General features: G+C 63.3%; 15 protein-coding genes. 13 read left to right on the top strand and 2 right to left on the bottom strand.

What is annotated here, in order from left to right:
• The 9 genes from murD (at position 1) to lpxC (ending at position 10,443) form a co-directional block, all read left to right on the top strand.
• Entirely contained in the window at positions 1-1,347 is a 1,347-nt protein-coding gene (gene murD / locus ACIQUS_RS13055) for a UDP-N-acetylmuramoyl-L-alanine--D-glutamate ligase (protein WP_403047564.1), read from the top strand.
• Positions 1,344-2,558, top strand: coding sequence for a putative lipid II flippase FtsW (ftsW, locus tag ACIQUS_RS13060; protein WP_403047566.1), 1,215 nt, complete (start codon positions 1,344-1,346; stop codon positions 2,556-2,558). The genes murD and ftsW overlap by 4 nt, the downstream gene beginning before the upstream one ends.
• Positions 2,548-3,627: an undecaprenyldiphospho-muramoylpentapeptide beta-N-acetylglucosaminyltransferase gene (gene murG, locus ACIQUS_RS13065; protein ID WP_403047567.1), complete on the top strand. Its 1,080-nt coding sequence runs from the start codon at positions 2,548-2,550 to the stop codon at positions 3,625-3,627. Before ftsW ends, murG begins: the two co-directional genes overlap by 11 nt.
• Positions 3,620-5,074: a UDP-N-acetylmuramate--L-alanine ligase gene (gene murC, locus ACIQUS_RS13070; protein WP_403047569.1), complete on the top strand. Its 1,455-nt coding sequence runs from the start codon at positions 3,620-3,622 to the stop codon at positions 5,072-5,074. The genes murG and murC overlap by 8 nt, the downstream gene beginning before the upstream one ends.
• Positions 5,071-6,030 (top strand): D-alanine--D-alanine ligase, encoded by a 960-nt coding sequence (locus ACIQUS_RS13075; RefSeq protein ID WP_403047570.1) that lies wholly within the window; start codon positions 5,071-5,073, stop codon positions 6,028-6,030. The genes murC and ACIQUS_RS13075 overlap by 4 nt, the downstream gene beginning before the upstream one ends.
• A gap of 4 nt (positions 6,031-6,034) precedes the next feature.
• Entirely contained in the window at positions 6,035-6,904 is an 870-nt protein-coding gene (locus ACIQUS_RS13080; protein ID WP_403047571.1) for a cell division protein FtsQ/DivIB, read from the top strand.
• 14 nt (positions 6,905-6,918) lie between these two features.
• On the top strand, positions 6,919-8,172 hold the full coding sequence (gene ftsA / locus ACIQUS_RS13085) for a cell division protein FtsA (protein WP_403047572.1): 1,254 nt from the start codon (positions 6,919-6,921) through the stop codon (positions 8,170-8,172).
• A gap of 56 nt (positions 8,173-8,228) precedes the next feature.
• On the top strand, positions 8,229-9,419 hold the full coding sequence (ftsZ, locus tag ACIQUS_RS13090; RefSeq protein WP_045183523.1) for a cell division protein FtsZ: 1,191 nt from the start codon (positions 8,229-8,231) through the stop codon (positions 9,417-9,419).
• Positions 9,420-9,531: 112 nt separating this feature from the next.
• Positions 9,532-10,443 (top strand): UDP-3-O-acyl-N-acetylglucosamine deacetylase, encoded by a 912-nt coding sequence (gene lpxC / locus ACIQUS_RS13095; protein ID WP_028943297.1) that lies wholly within the window; start codon positions 9,532-9,534, stop codon positions 10,441-10,443.
• Between the two features lie 106 nt (positions 10,444-10,549).
• Here the strand turns inward: lpxC and ACIQUS_RS13100 are convergent, their stop codons facing one another.
• Positions 10,550-11,017: a DUF721 domain-containing protein gene (locus tag ACIQUS_RS13100; protein ID WP_403047574.1), complete on the bottom strand. Its 468-nt coding sequence runs from the start codon at positions 11,015-11,017 to the stop codon at positions 10,550-10,552.
• Positions 11,018-11,300: 283 nt separating this feature from the next.
• Here ACIQUS_RS13100 and secA point away from each other — a divergent pair, with 283 nt between their 5' ends.
• From secA to ACIQUS_RS13120, 4 genes are all read left to right on the top strand, one after another.
• Positions 11,301-14,036: a preprotein translocase subunit SecA gene (secA, locus tag ACIQUS_RS13105; protein WP_403047576.1), complete on the top strand. Its 2,736-nt coding sequence runs from the start codon at positions 11,301-11,303 to the stop codon at positions 14,034-14,036.
• 139 nt (positions 14,037-14,175) lie between these two features.
• Positions 14,176-15,393 carry a bifunctional glutamate N-acetyltransferase/amino-acid acetyltransferase ArgJ gene (gene argJ / locus ACIQUS_RS13110; protein WP_403047578.1) on the top strand — a complete coding sequence of 406 codons (1,218 nt, stop codon included), beginning with the start codon at positions 14,176-14,178 and terminating at the stop codon, positions 15,391-15,393.
• Positions 15,394-15,534: 141 nt separating this feature from the next.
• Entirely contained in the window at positions 15,535-16,167 is a 633-nt protein-coding gene (locus ACIQUS_RS13115; RefSeq protein ID WP_403047580.1) for a glutathione S-transferase family protein, read from the top strand.
• Complete coding sequence (locus ACIQUS_RS13120; protein ID WP_403047581.1) at positions 16,164-17,108, top strand: Nudix family hydrolase; 945 nt, start codon at positions 16,164-16,166, stop codon at positions 17,106-17,108. The genes ACIQUS_RS13115 and ACIQUS_RS13120 overlap by 4 nt, the downstream gene beginning before the upstream one ends.
• A gap of 87 nt (positions 17,109-17,195) precedes the next feature.
• Here ACIQUS_RS13120 and ACIQUS_RS13125 read toward each other — a convergent pair whose 3' ends face one another.
• A complete protein-coding gene (locus tag ACIQUS_RS13125; RefSeq protein ID WP_403047765.1) occupies positions 17,196-17,756 on the bottom strand; it encodes a cob(I)yrinic acid a,c-diamide adenosyltransferase in 561 nt (186 codons plus the stop codon).
• Position 17,757 lies beyond the last annotated feature (1 nt).

Here is a 17,757-nt window from a genome sequence, read left to right on the forward strand (position 1 = left end):
GTGTCCCTGATCGCTACTGACCACTTCCGCATCGTTGTCGGCCTCGGCAAGAGCGGCATGTCCCTGGTTCGCTTCCTGGCGAGCCGGGGCGTTGCCTTTGCGGTCGCCGACACCCGCGAGAACCCGCCGGAGCTGGAAACCCTGCGCCGCGAATACCCGCAGGTGGAAGTGCGCTGTGGCGAACTGGACGTGGAATTTCTCTGCCGCGCCGACGAGCTCTATGTCAGCCCCGGCCTGGCCCTGGCTACCCCGGCGCTGCAGCAGGCCGCAGCTCGCGGCGTGAAGCTGTCGGGGGACATCGAACTGTTCGCCCGTAACGCCAAGGCGCCGATCATTGCCATCAGCGGCTCCAACGCCAAGAGCACCGTGACCACCCTGGTCGGCGAGATGGCCGCTGCGGCCGGCAAGCGCGTGGCCGTGGGCGGCAATCTCGGTACCCCGGCGCTGGATCTGCTCAGCGATGACGTTGAGCTGTACGTGATGGAGCTGTCCAGCTTCCAGCTGGAAACCACCGACCAGCTCAATGCTGAAGTGGCCACCGTCCTCAATGTCAGTGAAGACCACATGGACCGCTACAGCGGCCTGCCGGCCTATCATCTGGCCAAGCACCGGATCTTCCGCGGTGCGCGCCAGGTGGTGGTCAACCGCCAGGATGCCTTGAGCCGTCCGTTGCTGGCCGAGGGGCAACCCTGCTGGACCTTCGGTTTGAATACCCCGGATTTCAAGGCCTTCGGCCTGCGTGAAGAAAACGGCGAGAAGTACCTGGCATTCGAGTTCCAGAACCTGATGCCAGTCCGCGAGCTGAAGATCCGCGGCGCCCATAACCAGTCCAACGCCCTGGCGGCGCTGGCGCTGGGCCATGCTGTCGGCCTGCCGATGGAGGCCATGCTGTCGAGCCTGCGCACCTTCGCCGGCCTTGCCCACCGTTGCCAGTGGGTGCGCGAACGCAACGGCGTGAACTATTACGACGACTCCAAGGCCACCAACGTCGGTGCCGCCCTGGCCGCCATCGAAGGCCTGGGTGCCGATATCGACGGCAAGCTGGTGCTGATTGCCGGTGGTGATGGCAAGGGTGCCGATTTCTCTGCCCTGCGTGCACCGGTCGCCAACCATTGCCGCGCCGTGGTGCTGCTGGGGCGTGACGCCGAGCGCCTGGCACAAGTATTTGGCGACAGCGTGCCACTGATCCGGGTCAAGACCCTCGACGAAGCGGTGGAGCACGCTGCTGCCCAGGCCCTGCCGGGCGATGCCGTGCTGTTGTCGCCGGCCTGCGCCAGCCTCGACATGTTCAAGAATTTTGAAGAGCGTGGGCGCCTGTTCGCCCAGGCCGTGGGAGGGCTGGCATGATCTTCGGCATCATCAAGCCCTATCCGTCTCCGCTGGTCAGCGGACGTGGCATCGACCTCGATTTCGCCATGCTCGCCGGTTGCCTGGCGCTGCTGGGGCTTGGCCTGGTGATGATCACCTCGGCCTCCTCGGAAGTGGCCGCGGCGCAATCGGGCAACCCGCTGTATCACATGTTCCGCCACCTGGTGTACGTCCTCATCGGTGTGGGGGCGTGCATCGTCACCATGCTGGTCCCGATCGCTACCTGGCAGAAGATGGGCTTCACCATGCTGGTCGGCGCCTTCGGCCTGCTGGTGCTGGTACTGGTGCCGGGCATTGGTCGCGAAGTGAACGGTTCGATGCGTTGGATCGGATTCAGTTTCTTCAACGTGCAGCCCTCGGAAATCGCCAAGGTCTTCGTGGTCATTTACCTGGCTGGCTACCTGGTGCGCCGCCAGAAGGAAGTACGCGAAAGCTGGATGGGCTTCTTCAAGCCGTTCATCGTACTGCTGCCCATGGCCGGCCTGTTGCTGATGGAGCCGGACTTCGGCGCCACCGTGGTAATGATGGGCGCGGCGGCGGCAATGCTGTTCCTCGGCGGGGTGGGGCTGTTCCGTTTCAGTCTGATGGTGCTGCTGGCGGTGGGCGCGGTGTTCGTCCTGGTGCAGGCCCAGCCGTACCGGATGGCGCGGCTCGTTACCTTTACCGACCCCTGGTCCGACCAGTTCGGCTCCGGCTACCAGCTGACCCAGGCCTTGATCGCCTTCGGTCGTGGCGAGTGGCTGGGCGTGGGCCTGGGCAACAGCGTGCAGAAGCAGTTCTACCTGCCTGAGGCGCACACCGACTTCGTCTTCTCGGTACTGGCCGAGGAGCTGGGCGTGGTCGGCTCGCTGGCGACTGTGGCGCTGTTCGTGTTCGTCACCGTGCGCGCGCTGTACATCGGCCTGTGGGCCGAGAAAGCCAAACAGTTCTTTGCCGCCTACATGGCCTTCGGCCTGGCGTTCCTGTGGATCGGTCAGTTCCTGATCAACATCGGCGTGAACGTCGGCCTGCTGCCGACCAAGGGCCTGACCCTGCCGTTCCTCAGCTACGGTGGCAGCTCCCTGGTGATCTGCTGCGCCTGTGTCGGGCTGTTGCTGCGGATCGAGTGGGAGAGTCGCACCCACCTGGGCAGCGAAGAGCATGAATTCAACGAGAGCGATTTTGCCGAGGAGCCGCATCATGGCCGCTAACGGCAAGAACGTACTGATCATGGCAGGCGGCACCGGGGGCCACGTGTTCCCGGCGCTGGCCTGTGCCCGTGAGTTCCAGGCACGCGGTTACACCGTGCACTGGCTGGGCACCCCGCGTGGCATCGAGAACGAGCTGGTACCCCAGGCAGGTTTGCAACTGCACTTGATCAATGTCACCGGCCTGCGCGGCAAGGGCAAGCTGTCGCTGCTCAAGGCGCCGTTCACCCTGGTCAAGGCCGTGCTCCAGGCGCGGCGCATCATGCGTCAGCTCAAGCCGGTGTGCGTGGTCGGTTTCGGCGGCTACGTGACAGGTCCGGGCGGTGTTGCCGCCAGGCTGTGCGGTGTGCCAGTGGTGGTGCACGAGCAAAATGCCCGTGCCGGTACCGCCAATCGGCTGCTGGTGCCCTTGGCCGGCCGAGTCTGCGAAGCTTTCCCCGGCACGTTCAGTGCTTCGGACAAGCTGCGTACCACCGGCAACCCGGTGCGCAGCGAGCTGTTCATGGACGCCCCGCGCGAGCCCCTGGGTGCGCGTCGGCCTCGCTTGCTGGTGCTCGGCGGAAGCCTGGGCGCGGAACCTCTGAACAAATTGCTGCCCCAGGCCCTGGCCCGGGTGCCTGAGGACATTCGTCCGCAGGTATTCCACCAGGCCGGCAAGCAGCACGACCAGATTACCGCCCAGCGCTATCGCGAGGCTGGCGTCGAGGCTCAGGTAGAGCCGTTTATCAAGGACATGGCCCAAGCCTATGGCTGGGCCGATCTGGTGGTCTGCCGCGCCGGCGCCTTGACCGTCAGTGAGCTGGCTGCGGCCGGCTTGCCATCGATGCTGGTGCCTTTGCCCCATGCCATCGACGATCACCAGACCCACAACGCCCATTATCTGGCCCGCGAAGGCGCTGCCTTCCTGATGCCACAAGCGACAACCGGCGCAGCGGAACTCGCTGAACGCCTGAACGAGGTGCTGATGCAACCGGAAAAACTCACCACCATGGCCGCCACTGCCCGGCGCCTGGCAAAACCTGCGGCCACCCGCACCGTGGTCGATATCTGTCTGGAGGTGGCCCATGGTTGAAAGCCAGAAAGCCATGCCGCAACCGGAAATGCGCCGCATCCGCCGCATCCATTTCGTCGGTATCGGCGGCGTGGGCATGTGCGGAATCGCCGAGGTGTTGCTGAACCTGGGCTACCAGGTGTCGGGCTCCGACCTCAAGACGTCGCCGGTCACCGAGCGCCTGGAATCCTTCGGTGCCGAGATCTTCATCGGTCACCGTGCCGAGAACGCCGCCAGTGCCGATGTACTGGTGGTCTCCAGTGCGATCAACACCGCCAACCCGGAAGTGGCCACCGCCCTTGAGCGGCGCATTCCGGTGGTGCCGCGTGCAGAAATGCTCGCCGAGCTGATGCGCTACCGCCACGGTATCGCCGTCGCCGGTACCCACGGCAAGACCACCACCACCAGCCTGCTGGCCTCGGTGTTCGCCGCCGGTGGCCTGGACCCGACCTTCGTCATCGGTGGCCGCCTCAATGCAGCCGGTACCAATGCCCAGCTCGGCACCAGCCGCTACCTGATCGCCGAAGCCGATGAAAGCGATGCCAGCTTCCTGCACCTGCAGCCGCTGGTGGCCGTGGTGACCAACATCGACGCCGACCACATGGCGACCTACGAAGGCGACTTCAACAAGTTGAAGAAAACCTTCGTCGAGTTCCTGCACAACCTGCCGTTCTACGGGCTGGCGGTGATGTGCCTGGACGACCCGGTGGTGCGCGAGATCCTGCCGCAGGTCAAGCGTCCGGCGGTTACCTACGGTTTCAGCGAAGAAGCCGACGTGCGCGCGATCAATGTCCGCCAGTCGGGCATGCAGACCCACTTCACCGTGCTGCGCCGCGACCGCGAGCCGCTGGATGTGTCGGTCAACATGCCGGGCAACCACAACGTGCTCAATGCCCTGGCGACCATCGCCATTGCCAGCGACGAAGGCATCAGTGACGAAGCCATCGTCCAGGGCCTGTCGGGCTTCCAGGGGGTAGGGCGACGCTTCCAGGTCTACGGCGAACTGCCGGTGGACGGCGGCAGCGTGATGCTGGTCGACGACTACGGTCATCACCCGACCGAAGTGGCCGCAGTCATCAAGGCCGTGCGCGGCGGCTGGCCGGAGCGCCGCCTGGTGATGGTCTACCAGCCGCACCGCTACAGCCGCACCCGCGACCTGTACGACGATTTCGTCCAGGTCCTGGCCGACGCCAACGTCCTGCTGCTGATGGAGGTCTACCCGGCCGGCGAAGAGCCGATTCCCGGTGCCGACAGCCGCCAGCTGTGCCACAGCATTCGTCAGCGTGGCCAGCTCGACCCGATCTATATCGAGCGCGGCATCGAGCTGGCGCCGCTGGTCAAGCCGCTGCTGCGCTCTGGCGACATCCTGCTGTGCCAGGGTGCCGGTGACATCGGCGGCCTGGCCCCGCAATTACTCAAGAGTCCGTTGTTCGCTGGTGCCGTTGCCAGTCAGGGGAAGTCGAAATGACTGATAACCAATACGCCAAGCTGCATTCGACCCTCGCCGTGGAAGACTTCGGTCGAGTCGCCGTGCTCTATGGCGGCAAGAGCGCCGAGCGTCCGGTTTCGCTGAAGTCCGGTGCCGCGGTGATCGAAGCGCTGCGCGGCGCTGGCGTCGACGTGGTCGGCATCGATGTGGGTGATGACCTGCTCGACCGCCTGCAAAGCGAGAAGATCGACCGTGCCTTCATCATCCTCCACGGCCGTGGCGGTGAAGACGGCAGCATGCAGGGCCTGCTCGAATGCCTGGGCATCCCTTACACCGGCAGTGGCATCCTCGCGTCGGCGCTGGCCATGGACAAACTGCGCACCAAGCAGGTCTGGCACAGCCTGGGTATTCCGACCCCGCGTCACGCCGTGCTTACCAGCGAAGCCGACTGTATTTCTGCAGGTGCGGAACTGGGCTTCCCTTTGATCGTCAAACCGGCCCATGAAGGCTCCAGTATCGGTATGGCGAAAGTGAACGGTGTCGACGAATTGATCGCCGCCTGGAAAGACGCCGCCACCTACGATTCGCAAGTGTTGGTCGAACAATGGATCAAGGGTCCGGAGTTCACTGTTGCTGTGCTGCGTGGTCAGGTCCTGCCGCCAATCGCGCTGGGCACTCCGCACACCTTCTACGACTACGACGCCAAGTACATCGCCAACGATACCCAGTACCGCATTCCGTGCGGCCTGGACGAGGCGAAGGAGCAAGAGCTGATCGACCTGACCGCCCGCGCCTGCGACGCCATCGGCATCGCTGGCTGGGGACGGCTGGACGTGATGCAGGATGAGCAGGGACGTTTCTGGCTGCTCGAAGTCAACACCGCACCAGGCATGACGGATCACAGCCTGGTGCCTATGGCGGCGCGCGCGGCCGGCCTTGATTTCCAGCAACTGGTGCTGGCGATCCTGGCAGCCAGCGTAGAGTCGCGAGGTTAAGCCCATGCAAGGCGCGATGTTACGTCATCAGCAACCCGCCACCGGCCGTAGCAAGCCGGTGCCGCGTGGTGCCAGCCGGATGGTGGCCAAGGAGCCACTGTCGGCGCGCCTGCCCAAGGCCAACTTCAGTATTTTCAAGCGACTGCTCTGGCCGGTATTGCTGGTGGCCGCAGGCTTTGGCGCCTATGAAGGTGCACAACGCCTGATGCCCTACGCCGACCGGCCGATCACCAAGATCGCCGTGCAGGGCGACCTCAGCTACATCAGCCAACAGGCGGTGCAGCAGCGAATCGCCCCTTATGTGGCGGCCAGCTTCTTCACCGTCGATCTGGCCAGCATGCGTGCAGAGCTGGAGCAGATGCCCTGGATCGCCCACGCCGAGGTACGCCGGGTGTGGCCGGACGAAGTGGTGATCCGCCTGGAAGAACAGTTGCCGGTGGCGCGTTGGGGCGAAGAAGCCTTGCTCAATAACCAGGGCCAGGCCTTCACTCCGCGCGAACTGGCCAACTACGAGCACCTGCCGCAGCTGTTCGGGCCGCAGCGGGCGCAGCAACAAGTGATGCAGCAATATCAGGTACTGAGCCAGATGTTGCGGCCAATGGGCTTTTCGATTGCACGGCTGGAGTTGCGCGAGCGTGGCAGCTGGTTCCTGACCACTGGCGCCGGCAGCGCCGGAGCGGGCATCGAATTGCTGCTGGGACGTGATCATCTGGTGGAAAAGATGCGCCGCTTCATTGCCATTTACGACAAGACACTCAAAGAACAGATCACGAACATCGCCCGCATCGATCTGCGTTACGCCAATGGCCTGGCCGTTGGCTGGCGGGAACCGAATGCACCGACGACGGCCCAACCCGCCGTTGCGAAGAATTAGAGAGAGGCAGGACCATGGCAAATGCGCATAGCGGCAAAATGATCGTCGGGCTGGATATCGGCACCTCCAAGGTAGTGGCGCTGGTAGGCGAAGTCGCGGCCGACGGTACCCTGGAAATCGTCGGTATCGGCACCCATCCATCGCGCGGGCTGAAGAAGGGCGTGGTGGTCAATATCGAATCGACCGTGCAGTCGATCCAGCGGGCGGTGGAAGAAGCCCAGCTGATGGCCGGTTGCCGGATTCACTCGGCTTTCGTTGGCGTGGCCGGCAATCACATCCGCAGCCTGAACTCCCACGGCATCGTCGCCATCCGCGACCGTGAAGTGAGTTCGGCGGACCTGGAGCGCGTCCTCGACGCCGCCCAGGCGGTCGCCATTCCGGCTGACCAGCGGGTGCTGCACACCCTGCCGCAGGACTACGTGATCGACAACCAGGAAGGCGTGCGCGAGCCACTGGGCATGTCGGGCGTGCGCCTGGAAGCCAAGGTCCACGTGGTGACCTGCGCCGTCAACGCTGCGCAGAACATCGAGAAGTGCGTGCGTCGCTGCGGCCTGGAAATAGACGACATCATCCTCGAGCAGCTGGCTTCGGCCTACTCGGTGCTGACCGACGATGAAAAAGAACTGGGCGTGTGCCTGGTGGACATCGGTGGTGGCACCACCGACATCGCCATCTTCACCGAAGGCGCGATCCGCCACACCGCCGTGATCCCGATTGCCGGCGATCAGGTGACCAACGACATCGCCATGGCCCTGCGTACTCCGACCCAGTACGCCGAAGAGATCAAGATCCGTTACGCCTGTGCCCTGGCCAAGCTGGCCAGTGCCGGCGAAACCATCAAGGTGCCGAGCGTCGGCGACCGTCCGCCACGCGAACTGTCGCGCCAGGCCCTGGCCGAAGTGGTCGAGCCGCGCTATGACGAGCTGTTCACCCTGATCCAGGCCGAGCTGCGCCGTAGCGGCTACGAGGACCTGGTGCCTGCGGGCATCGTCCTGACCGGCGGCACCTCGAAGATGGAAGGTGCGGTAGAGCTGGCCGAAGAGATTTTCCACATGCCGGTACGCCTGGGCGTGCCGCATAGCGTTCGGGGTTTGAGCGACGTCGTGCGCAACCCGATTTATTCCACCGGTGTGGGCCTGCTGACCTATGGCCTGCAAAAGCAGTCCGACGGCGTGTCCCTGACCGGTAACAGCAGCAACAGCTATGGCGATGAACCGAAGGCGCCAGCGTTTGAACGTCTCAAACGCTGGGTCCAGGGCAACTTTTAAAGTTTCAAAGCAGTAGTAGTAGGCGCGAAAACTAGAGAACTGAAAGGAGAGGGAAAATGTTCGAGCTCGTAGACAACGTCCCGCAAAGTCCGGTCATTAAAGTGATCGGCGTCGGTGGCGGCGGTGGCAACGCCGTTAATCACATGGTCAAGAGCAACATCGAAGGCGTCGAGTTCATCTGCGCCAACACTGATGCTCAGGCGCTGAAAAACATCGGCGCGCGTACCATCCTGCAACTGGGTACCGGCGTGACCAAGGGCCTGGGTGCCGGTGCCAATCCGGAAGTCGGTCGTCAGGCCGCCCTGGAAGATCGCGAGCGCATCGCTGAAGTACTGCAGGGCACCAACATGGTGTTCATCACCACTGGCATGGGCGGCGGTACCGGTACCGGTGCTGCGCCGATCATCGCCGAAGTGGCGAAGGAGCTGGGCATCCTCACCGTTGCGGTGGTGACCCGTCCGTTCCCGTTCGAAGGTCGCAAGCGCATGCAGATCGCCGATGAAGGCATCCGCGCCCTGGCCGACAGCGTCGACTCGCTGATCACCATCCCGAACGAGAAGCTGCTGACCATCCTGGGCAAGGACGCAAGCCTGCTGTCCGCCTTCGCCAAGGCCGACGACGTACTGGCCGGTGCGGTCCGCGGTATTTCCGACATCATCAAGCGTCCGGGCATGATCAACGTCGACTTCGCCGACGTGCGCACCGTGATGAGCGAGATGGGCATGGCGATGATGGGTACCGGCTGCGCCAGTGGTCCGAACCGTGCACGTGAAGCGACCGAGGCGGCGATTCGCAACCCGCTGCTCGAAGACGTCAACCTGCAGGGCGCCCGCGGCATCCTGGTCAACATCACCGCAGGTCCTGACCTGTCGCTGGGTGAATACTCCGACGTCGGTAGCATCATCGAAGCCTTCGCTTCCGATCACGCCATGGTCAAGGTCGGTACCGTTATCGATCCGGACATGCGCGACGAGCTGCACGTGACCGTGGTTGCCACGGGCCTGGGCGCGAAGATCGAGAAGCCGGTGAAGGTCATCGACAACACCATGCAGACCGCCGCCATGCAAACCGCCGCGCCTGCGCCGGTGCGCCAGGAGCAGTCGTCGGTGAACTACCGTGACCTGGAGCGTCCGACCGTGATGCGCAACCAGGCTCACGCCGGTGCTGCCGCTGCTGCGAAACTCAATCCGCAAGACGATCTGGACTACCTGGACATCCCGGCATTCCTGCGTCGTCAGGCCGATTGATGAAATTTATCAGGGGTATAAGGGTGATTGGTGTTCAGCAAAGGCCGGGTCTGGTATTATCCTCAGCCTTTGTTGATACCAGTTCGCAATTTGCGCTGAAGCGGCCAATGCCATGATTAAACAACGCACCCTGAAGAATATTATCCGTGCCACAGGTGTCGGCCTGCACTCCGGGGAAAAGGTTTACCTGACCCTCAAACCTGCACCTGTGGATACCGGCATCGTATTTCGCCGTGCCGACCTCGACCCCGTGGTGGAAATTCCCGCCCGCGCGGCCAACGTCGGCGAGACGACCATGTCGACAACGCTGGTCAATGGCGATACCAAGGTAGACACGGTAGAGCACCTGCTCTCGGCCATGGCTGGCCTGGGCATCGATAACGCCTACGTCGAGCTCTCCGCGTCCGAAGTGCCGATCATGGACGGCAGCGCAGGGCCCTTTGTATTCCTGATTCAATCTGCCGGCCTGGAAGAACAGGACGCAGCCAAGAAGTTCATCCGCATCCTGCGCGAAGTGACAGTCGAAGACGGCGACAAGCGCGCCACTTTCCTGCCGTTCGACGGGTTCAAGGTGAGTTTCGAGATCGATTTCGATCACCCGGTGTTCCGTAATCGGACTCAAAGTGCCAGCGTGGACTTTTCCAGCACCTCGTTCGTGAAGGAAGTCAGTCGCGCCCGCACCTTCGGGTTCATGAGTGACATCGAGTACCTGCGCAAGCACAACCTCGCACTCGGCGGTAGTGTGGAAAACGCCATCGTGGTCGACAAGGACGGCGTGCTCAACGAAGACGGTCTTCGCTACGAAGACGAATTCGTCAAGCACAAGATCCTCGACGCCATCGGCGACCTCTACCTGCTGGGCAACAGCCTGATCGGCGAGTTCAAGGGCTACAAGTCCGGACATGCGCTGAACAACCAGCTGCTGCGCAAGCTGATCGAGGAAACTGATGCCTGGGAAGTGGTGACTTTCGAAGATGCCAGTACGGCACCGATCTCTTACATGCGTCCGGTTGCGGCAGTGTAAGTACGAACACTCTCTTCTTTAGTTTTTTTAGGCCACCTTCGGGTGGCCTTTTTTATTGGGCGTCACTACCGGTTGTAGCCACTGCCGTCAGGCTACAGGGTGGTGTTCAGCTATCGGCCGAATCCTTGTCCCGCGCATGACTGGCCAGGCGCTCCAGGGCAGCGCGCAGCTTCGGATCGCTGATGCCCTGGGCGGTGGCCTGGATGCTTTCGGCGGCGCGCGTGGACAGGTCGATGGTGTGCCCGGCAGCGCGGCTCTGGGTGGTCGGCGGCTGTACCTTGAACAGGATCCGGGTGAGGTTGGCGAACGCCTCCAGGGTCTGTAGCTGGCGCTGCAGGCGTTTTTGCTGGTAACGCAGGCGGGTGGCCCAGTGACCATCGGTGACGATCAGCAGCAGGGTGCCTTCACGCCAGGAGGCGATATGGCAATGCTCACGCGCAGCCGGCTGCAACTGGCTGTCGAGCAGCTTTTGCAATTGCGCCAGGCGCTGGGCCTGGCTGAACAGGGCTTTGAGCGGCCTGGCTTCGCGCAACAGTACGGCGGGCGCGCGGGCCGGCAAGGGGCGAAAAGCCATGGGAGGACACCTGAAGTTACAGAACGACCATCTTATCAGATCCCCCGAGGCGCGCCTTGCGCCCGCTCACCGGAAAAACTTCATGTTGTGTATGGGTTGAAGTTGCGTAAAAAGCCCTTATTGTAAAAAAGCCCCGTCAAAGCGCTGTGCCAGCATCGTGGAAATCCGCCACTTTCCTCACCACCGTTTCCGGGTAGAATGCTCGTTCGCATGCGGCCATAAGGGCTGCACGGGCGACTCACGGGGCCGCCCTCCATCCCTATGTGTGGAAGATCCTGCCGATATGTTTGCGCCTTTGTTAAAAAAACTTTTTGGAAGCAAGAACGAGCGTGAGGTGAAGCGCCTGCTCAAGGCGGTGCAGTCCGTCAATGCCTTCGAAGAGAAGATGGTGGCCCTCTCGGACGAACAGCTGCGCGCCAAGACCGCAGAGTTCAAAGAGCGCCTGGCCAAAGGCGAGACCCTCGACCAGATGCTGCCGGAGGCCTTCGCCGTCGCGCGCGAGGCCGGTAAGCGGGTCATGGGCATGCGCCACTTCGATGTCCAGTTGATCGGCGGCATGGCCTTGCACGAAGGCACTATCGCAGAAATGCGTACCGGTGAAGGCAAGACCTTGGTCGCAACCCTGGGCGTGTACCTCAATGCCTTGTCGGGCAAGGGCGTGCACGTTGTCACGGTGAACGACTACCTGGCCCGCCGCGATGCCAACTGGATGCGTCCGCTGTATGAGTTCCTCGGCCTGAGCGTCGGTGTCGTCACACCATTCCAGCCGCCGGAAGAAAAGCGTGCCGCCTATGCCGCCGATATCACCTACGGCACCAACAACGAATTCGGTTTCGACTACCTGCGCGACAACATGGCGTTCAGCCTGGAAGAGAAATTCCAGCGCGAGCTGAATTTCGCCGTGATCGACGAAGTCGACTCCATCCTGATCGACGAAGCGCGGACCCCGCTGATCATCTCCGGCCAGGCCGAAGACAGTTCCAAGCTGTACATCGAGATCAACAAGCTGATTCCGCGCCTCAAGCAGCACATCGAGGAAGTCGAAGGCGAAGTCACCCAGGAAGGTCACTTCAAGATCGACGAGAAGAGCCGCCAGGTCGAGCTCAACGAAGCCGGTCACCAGTTCATCGAAGAGATGCTCGCCCAGATCGGCCTGCTGGCCGAAGGCGAGAGCCTCTACTCGGCGCATAACCTGAGCCTGCTGACCCACGTCTACGCCGGCCTGCGCGCGCACAAGCTGTTCCACCGCAACGTCGAGTACATCGTCCAGGACGGCCAGATCCTGCTGATCGACGAGCACACCGGCCGTACCATGCCGGGCCGCCGCCTGTCCGAAGGCCTGCACCAGGCCATCGAGGCCAAGGAAAACCTGAACATCCAGGCCGAAAGCCAGACCCTGGCCTCGACCACCTTCCAGAACTATTTCCGCCTGTACAGCAAGCTGTCCGGCATGACCGGCACCGCCGACACCGAGGCCTTCGAGTTCGCCCAGATCTATAACCTCAACGTTATGGTCATCCCGCCGAACAAGCCTTTGGCGCGCAAGGACTTCAACGACCTGGTCTACCTGACCGCCGACGAGAAGTACGCGGCGATCATTGCCGACATCAAGGAAAGCATGGCCCAGGGCCGTCCGGTGCTGGTGGGTACCGCCACCATCGAGACCTCCGAGCACATGTCCAACCTGCTCAAGAAGGAAGGCATCGATCACAAGGTCCTGAACGCCAAGTACCACGAGAAGGAAGCCGAGATCATCGCCCAGGCCGGTCGCCCGGGTGCGCTGACCATCGCCACCAACATGGCAGGTCGTGGTACCGACATCCTCCTGGGGGGCAACTGGGAAGTCGAAGTCGCCGCCATGGAAAACCCGACCCCTGAGCAGATTGCCCTGATCAAGGCGGACTGGCAGAAGCGTCATCAGCAGGTGATCGAGTCGGGTGGCCTGCACGTGATCGCCTCCGAGCGCCACGAGTCCCGTCGTATCGACAACCAGCTGCGTGGTCGTGCCGGTCGTCAGGGCGACCCGGGTTCCAGCCGTTTCTACCTGTCGCTGGAAGACAGCCTGATGCGCATCTTCGCCTCCGACCGGGTGAAGAACTTCATGAAGGCCCTGGGCATGCAGTCCGGCGAGGCCATCGAGCACCGCATGGTCACCAACGCCATCGAGAAAGCCCAGCGCAAGGTCGAAGGTCGCAACTTCGACATCCGCAAGCAATTGCTCGAATTCGACGACGTGGCCAACGAGCAGCGTAAAGTCATCTACCACATGCGTAACAGCCTGCTGGCAGCCGACAACATTGGCGACACCATCGCCGACTTCCGCCAGGAAGTGCTCGACGCCACCGTCTCCCAGCACATCCCACCACAGTCGCTGCCAGAGCAGTGGGATGTGGCGGGCCTGGAAGCGGCCCTGGCCAGCGATTTCGGGGTCAAGCTGCCGATCCAGCAATGGCTCGACGAAGACGACCACCTGTACGAAGAAACCCTGCGCGAGAAGCTCATGGCCGAGCTGCTGGCGGCCTACCACGAGAAGGAAGAGCAGGCCAGCGCCGAAGCCCTGCGCACCTTCGAGAAGCAGATCCTGCTGCGCGTGCTGGATGACCTGTGGAAAGACCACCTGTCGACCATGGACCACCTGCGTCACGGTATCCATCTGCGCGGCTACGCCCAGAAGAACCCGAAACAGGAGTACAAGCGCGAGTCGTTCAACCTGTTCCAGGAACTGCTCGATTCGATCAAGCGCGACACCATTCGCGTGCTCTCGCACGTCCAGGTTCGCCGCGAAGATCCGGCTGAAGAAGAAGCCCGCCTGCGCCAGGAAGCCGAAGCCCTGGCCCAGCGCATGCAGTTCCAGCACGCCGAGGCCCCTGGCCTTGATGGCAGCCAGCTGCAGGAAGAGGGCGCCGACGTCGCCGTGGCGGCAGCGCCGGTACGCAACGAACAGAAGCTGGGCCGCAACGAGCCATGCTGGTGTGGTTCGGGCAAGAAGTTCAAGCACTGCCACGGGCAGATCGAGTAACGGTCAGTCGTTACGGCAGTAAACACAGGGGCCGCCTGGCGGCCCATCGCGGCACAAGGCCGCTCCCACAGTGATTACAGTGGGAGCGGCCTTGCACTTCATCACCCCCTATACAGGCTGTTTATCTAGGAGCGCTTTCATGGCTGTTGGTCTTGGTCCTTTGCCAACGTTGCACCCGGTTCCAGGTTTCGAACTCGGCATCGCCTCTGCGGGCATCAAGCGCCCGGGGCGCAAGGACGTGGTAGTGATGCGCTGTGCCGAAGGCTCCAGCGTTGCTGGCGTGTTCACCCTCAATGCCTTCTGCGCAGCGCCGGTGATCCTGGCCAAGCAGCGCGTGCAGGGCACCGTGCGGTACCTGTTGACCAACACCGGCAATGCCAACGCCGGCACCGGCGCCCCGGGCCTGGCCGCTGCCGAGCGCACCTGCGCCAAGCTCGCCGAACTGACTGGCGTCGAGGCCAGCGCCGTGCTGCCATTCTCCACCGGCGTGATCGGTGAGCCGCTGCCGGTCGAGAAGATCGAAGGCGCCCTGCAGGCGGCCCTGGACGACCTGTCGGAAAACAACTGGGCTGCGGCCGCCACCGGCATCATGACCACCGACACCCTGCCCAAGGGTGCCAGCCGTCAGTTCCAGCACGAAGGCGTGACCATCACCGTCACCGGCATCAGCAAGGGCGCGGGCATGATCCGTCCGAACATGGCCACCATGCTCGGCTATATCGCCACCGACGCCAAAGTCGCCCCCGCAGTGCTCAAGGACCTGATGCTCGACGGCGCCAACAAGTCGTTCAACCGCATCACCATCGACGGCGACACCTCGACCAACGACTGCTGCATGCTGATCGCCACCGGCAAGGCGGCTGTCGCGGAGGTCACCGAGGCGCGCGGCCCGCTGTTCGAAGCCTTGAAAAAGGCGGTCTTCGAAGTGTGCATGGAAGTGGCCCAGGCCATCGTCCGTGATGGCGAGGGTGCGACCAAGTTCGTCACCGTTGAAGTCAACGGCGGCGGCAACCACCAGGAATGCCTGGACGTCGGCTACGCCGTGGCCCACTCGCCGCTGATCAAGACTGCGCTGTTCGCCTCCGACCCGAACTGGGGCCGGATCCTGGCAGCCGTTGGTCGTGCTGGCGTGCCGGAGCTGGATGTCAGCCTGATCGACGTGTACCTGGGTGACGTGTGCATCGCCAGCAAGGGCGGACGCAGCGCTACCTACACCGAAGCCCAGGGCGCAGCAGTGATGGCCCAGGAAGAGATCACCATCCGTATCGAGCTGGGCCGTGGCCAGTGCAGCGAAACCATCTGGACCACCGACCTGTCCCACGAGTACGTGAAGATCAACGCCGAATACCGTACGTGATTCCCTTGCAGCCGCTGTGCGGCTGATCGCAGGCTTCGCCGGCTCCCACAGTGACCCCGTCTGGGGCATGATCTGTGGGAGCTGGCGAAGCCTGCGACAAGGACAGAAGGATCTTTTTTTCACACGTTCTGGAGCCGAACCATGAGTTACCACCTGATCATCGGCGACAAGCTGTACTCCTCCTGGTCGCTACGCGGCGCCCTGGCCCTCGAACTGGCCGGTGCCCGCTATGACGAAACCCTGATCAAACTCAACCAGCCCGACACCCGCGCACGTATTCTCGAACATTCGCCAACCGGCAAGGTGCCGCTGCTCAAGTGCGAGCACGGCGTCATCGCCGACTCCCTGGCCATCGCCGAGTACCTCAACGAGCGCCATCCCGAGGCCAATCTCTGGCCAACCGACATCGCTGCCCGCGCCCAGGCGCGTTCGGCCTGTGCACAGATGCACAGCGGTTTCTTTGCCTTGCGTGGCAACATGCCGTTCGATCTGTCCCGTGACCAGGCGCTGGAAAACATGCCCCTGGACGTACAGGTCGATATCGACCGCATCGTCGCCCTGTGGGCCGAATGCCGCCTGGCCTCCAAGGAGACCGGTCCTTTCCTGTTTGGCACGCCAAGCCTGGCGGACGCCTTCTTCGCCCCTGTCGCCGTGCGCCTGCGCACCTACCGGGTAGAGGTGCCTGTCGAAGCGGCTGCCTACATCGAGACGATCTACCAGTGGCCGGCTTTCCAGGCCTGGCAAAAGGCAGGTCTTGCGGAGCGTGAAGGGTGAAACGTATTCATGTAGCCGCTGCGGTCATTCGCGCAGCTGATGGTCGCATCCTGATTGCCCGTCGTGCCGATACCCAGCACCAGGGTGGCCTGTGGGAGTTTCCCGGCGGCAAGGTCGAGGAGGGCGAAGCGGTACAGGTCGCCTTGTCCCGCGAGCTGAACGAAGAGCTGGGGATCGTCGTGACCGCCGCGCGGCCGTTGATCACCGTCAAGCATGACTACCCCGACAAGCAGGTGCTGCTCGATGTCTGGGAAGTCAGCGGTTTTGCCGGCGACCCCCATGGCGCCGAGGGCCAGCCGCTGGAGTGGGTCACGGCGCGGGACCTGCCGCAGTACGAGTTCCCCGAAGCCAACCGGCCGATCGTGGCCGCTGCCCGCTTGCCGGGTGAATACCTGATCACCCCGGACGGCCTGGACACCCCCCACCTGCTGCGTGGCATGCAGAAGGCCATTGCCGGCGGGATCAAGCTGATCCAGCTGCGCGCCCCGAACATGTACGACCCCAAGTACCGCGACGTGGCGGTGGATGCGGTGGGGCTGTGCGCGGGCAAAGCGCAACTGATGCTCAAGGGGCCGCTGGAATGGCTGGGTGATTTTCCGGCGGCGGGCTGGCACCTGACCTCCGAGCAACTGCGCAAGTATGCGAGCAAGGGACGTCCGTTCCCGACGGCGCGCTGGCTGGCGGCGTCCTGCCACAATGCCGAGGAACTGGCCCTGGCCGAGCAGATGGGCGTGGATTTCGTCACCCTGTCGCCGGTGCAGGCGACCCAGACCCATCCCGAGGCCGTGCCGTTGGGCTGGGAGCAGGCGCAACGTTTGATCGAAGGCTTCAGCAAGCCTGTCTACCTGCTGGGCGGTGTGGGCGCTGCTGAACGCGAGAAGGCCTGGCAGCACGGGGCCCAGGGTGTGGCGGGGATCCGGGCATTCTGGCCGGAACTCTGAGTCGACAATCGCCGGCTGCGTCGGCTCCCACAGGTTTGATGAACAACACCGGACCTGTAGGAGCTGGCGAAGCCTGCGATGAGGCCCTCAAGGTTTGGAGGCAGCCTGCCACAGCACCTCGGCCACCCCCTGGCGTCGCCCGATCAGGCGCGCCGCCACAAACAGTAGATCCGACAACCGGTTGATATACGCCAGACCCACCCCGGCCAATGGCTCGACACTGTTCAACTGCTGGCAGCGCCGCTCGGCACTGCGCGCCAGGCTGCGGCAGACATGGGCCTGGGCGATCAATGCCGATCCACTGGGCAGGATGAAATTCTCCAGCGGCCCCAGCTCCTCGTTCCAGCGATCGATCGCCGCTTCCAGGCGTTCCACTTCCGTGGCATTGAGTGCCTGGTAACTGGGCATCGCCAGCTCGCCACCGAGGTCGAACAGGCGGTGCTGGCATGGCGCCAGAACCTCGAACACTTCATCCAGCCCATGCTCGGCCAACCCCGCCAGCAGCAACCCCAACTGGCTATTGAGGCTATCGACCTCGCCAATGGCTTCGATCCGCGGATGATCCTTGGGCACCCGGCGGCCGTCGCCCAGGCCGGTCTCGCCCTTGTCGCCGGTGCGGGTGTAGATCTTCGACAGGCGAAAACCCATG

It is taken from the genome of Pseudomonas sp. NPDC090755 (assembly GCF_044769005.1).
GTDB lineage: Bacteria > Pseudomonadota > Gammaproteobacteria > Pseudomonadales > Pseudomonadaceae > Aquipseudomonas.

Bases quoted from the DNA above. Each gene is read 5' to 3' on its own strand.
- ftsW (WP_403047566.1), top strand. From the start codon at position 1,344: ATGATCTTCGGCATCATCAAGCCCTATCCGTCTCCGCTGGTCAGCGGA.
- murG (WP_403047567.1), top strand. From the start codon at position 2,548: ATGGCCGCTAACGGCAAGAACGTACTGATCATGGCAGGCGGCACCGGG.
- murC (WP_403047569.1), top strand. From the start codon at position 3,620: ATGGTTGAAAGCCAGAAAGCCATGCCGCAACCGGAAATGCGCCGCATC.
- ACIQUS_RS13075 (WP_403047570.1), top strand. From the start codon at position 5,071: ATGACTGATAACCAATACGCCAAGCTGCATTCGACCCTCGCCGTGGAA.
- ACIQUS_RS13080 (WP_403047571.1), top strand. From the start codon at position 6,035: ATGCAAGGCGCGATGTTACGTCATCAGCAACCCGCCACCGGCCGTAGC.
- ftsA (WP_403047572.1), top strand. From the start codon at position 6,919: ATGGCAAATGCGCATAGCGGCAAAATGATCGTCGGGCTGGATATCGGC.
- ftsZ (WP_045183523.1), top strand. From the start codon at position 8,229: ATGTTCGAGCTCGTAGACAACGTCCCGCAAAGTCCGGTCATTAAAGTG.
- lpxC (WP_028943297.1), top strand. From the start codon at position 9,532: ATGATTAAACAACGCACCCTGAAGAATATTATCCGTGCCACAGGTGTC.
- ACIQUS_RS13100 (WP_403047574.1), bottom strand. From the start codon at position 11,017: ATGGCTTTTCGCCCCTTGCCGGCCCGCGCGCCCGCCGTACTGTTGCGC.
- secA (WP_403047576.1), top strand. From the start codon at position 11,301: ATGTTTGCGCCTTTGTTAAAAAAACTTTTTGGAAGCAAGAACGAGCGT.
- argJ (WP_403047578.1), top strand. From the start codon at position 14,176: ATGGCTGTTGGTCTTGGTCCTTTGCCAACGTTGCACCCGGTTCCAGGT.
- ACIQUS_RS13115 (WP_403047580.1), top strand. From the start codon at position 15,535: ATGAGTTACCACCTGATCATCGGCGACAAGCTGTACTCCTCCTGGTCG.
- ACIQUS_RS13125 (WP_403047765.1), bottom strand. From the start codon at position 17,756: ATGGGTTTTCGCCTGTCGAAGATCTACACCCGCACCGGCGACAAGGGC.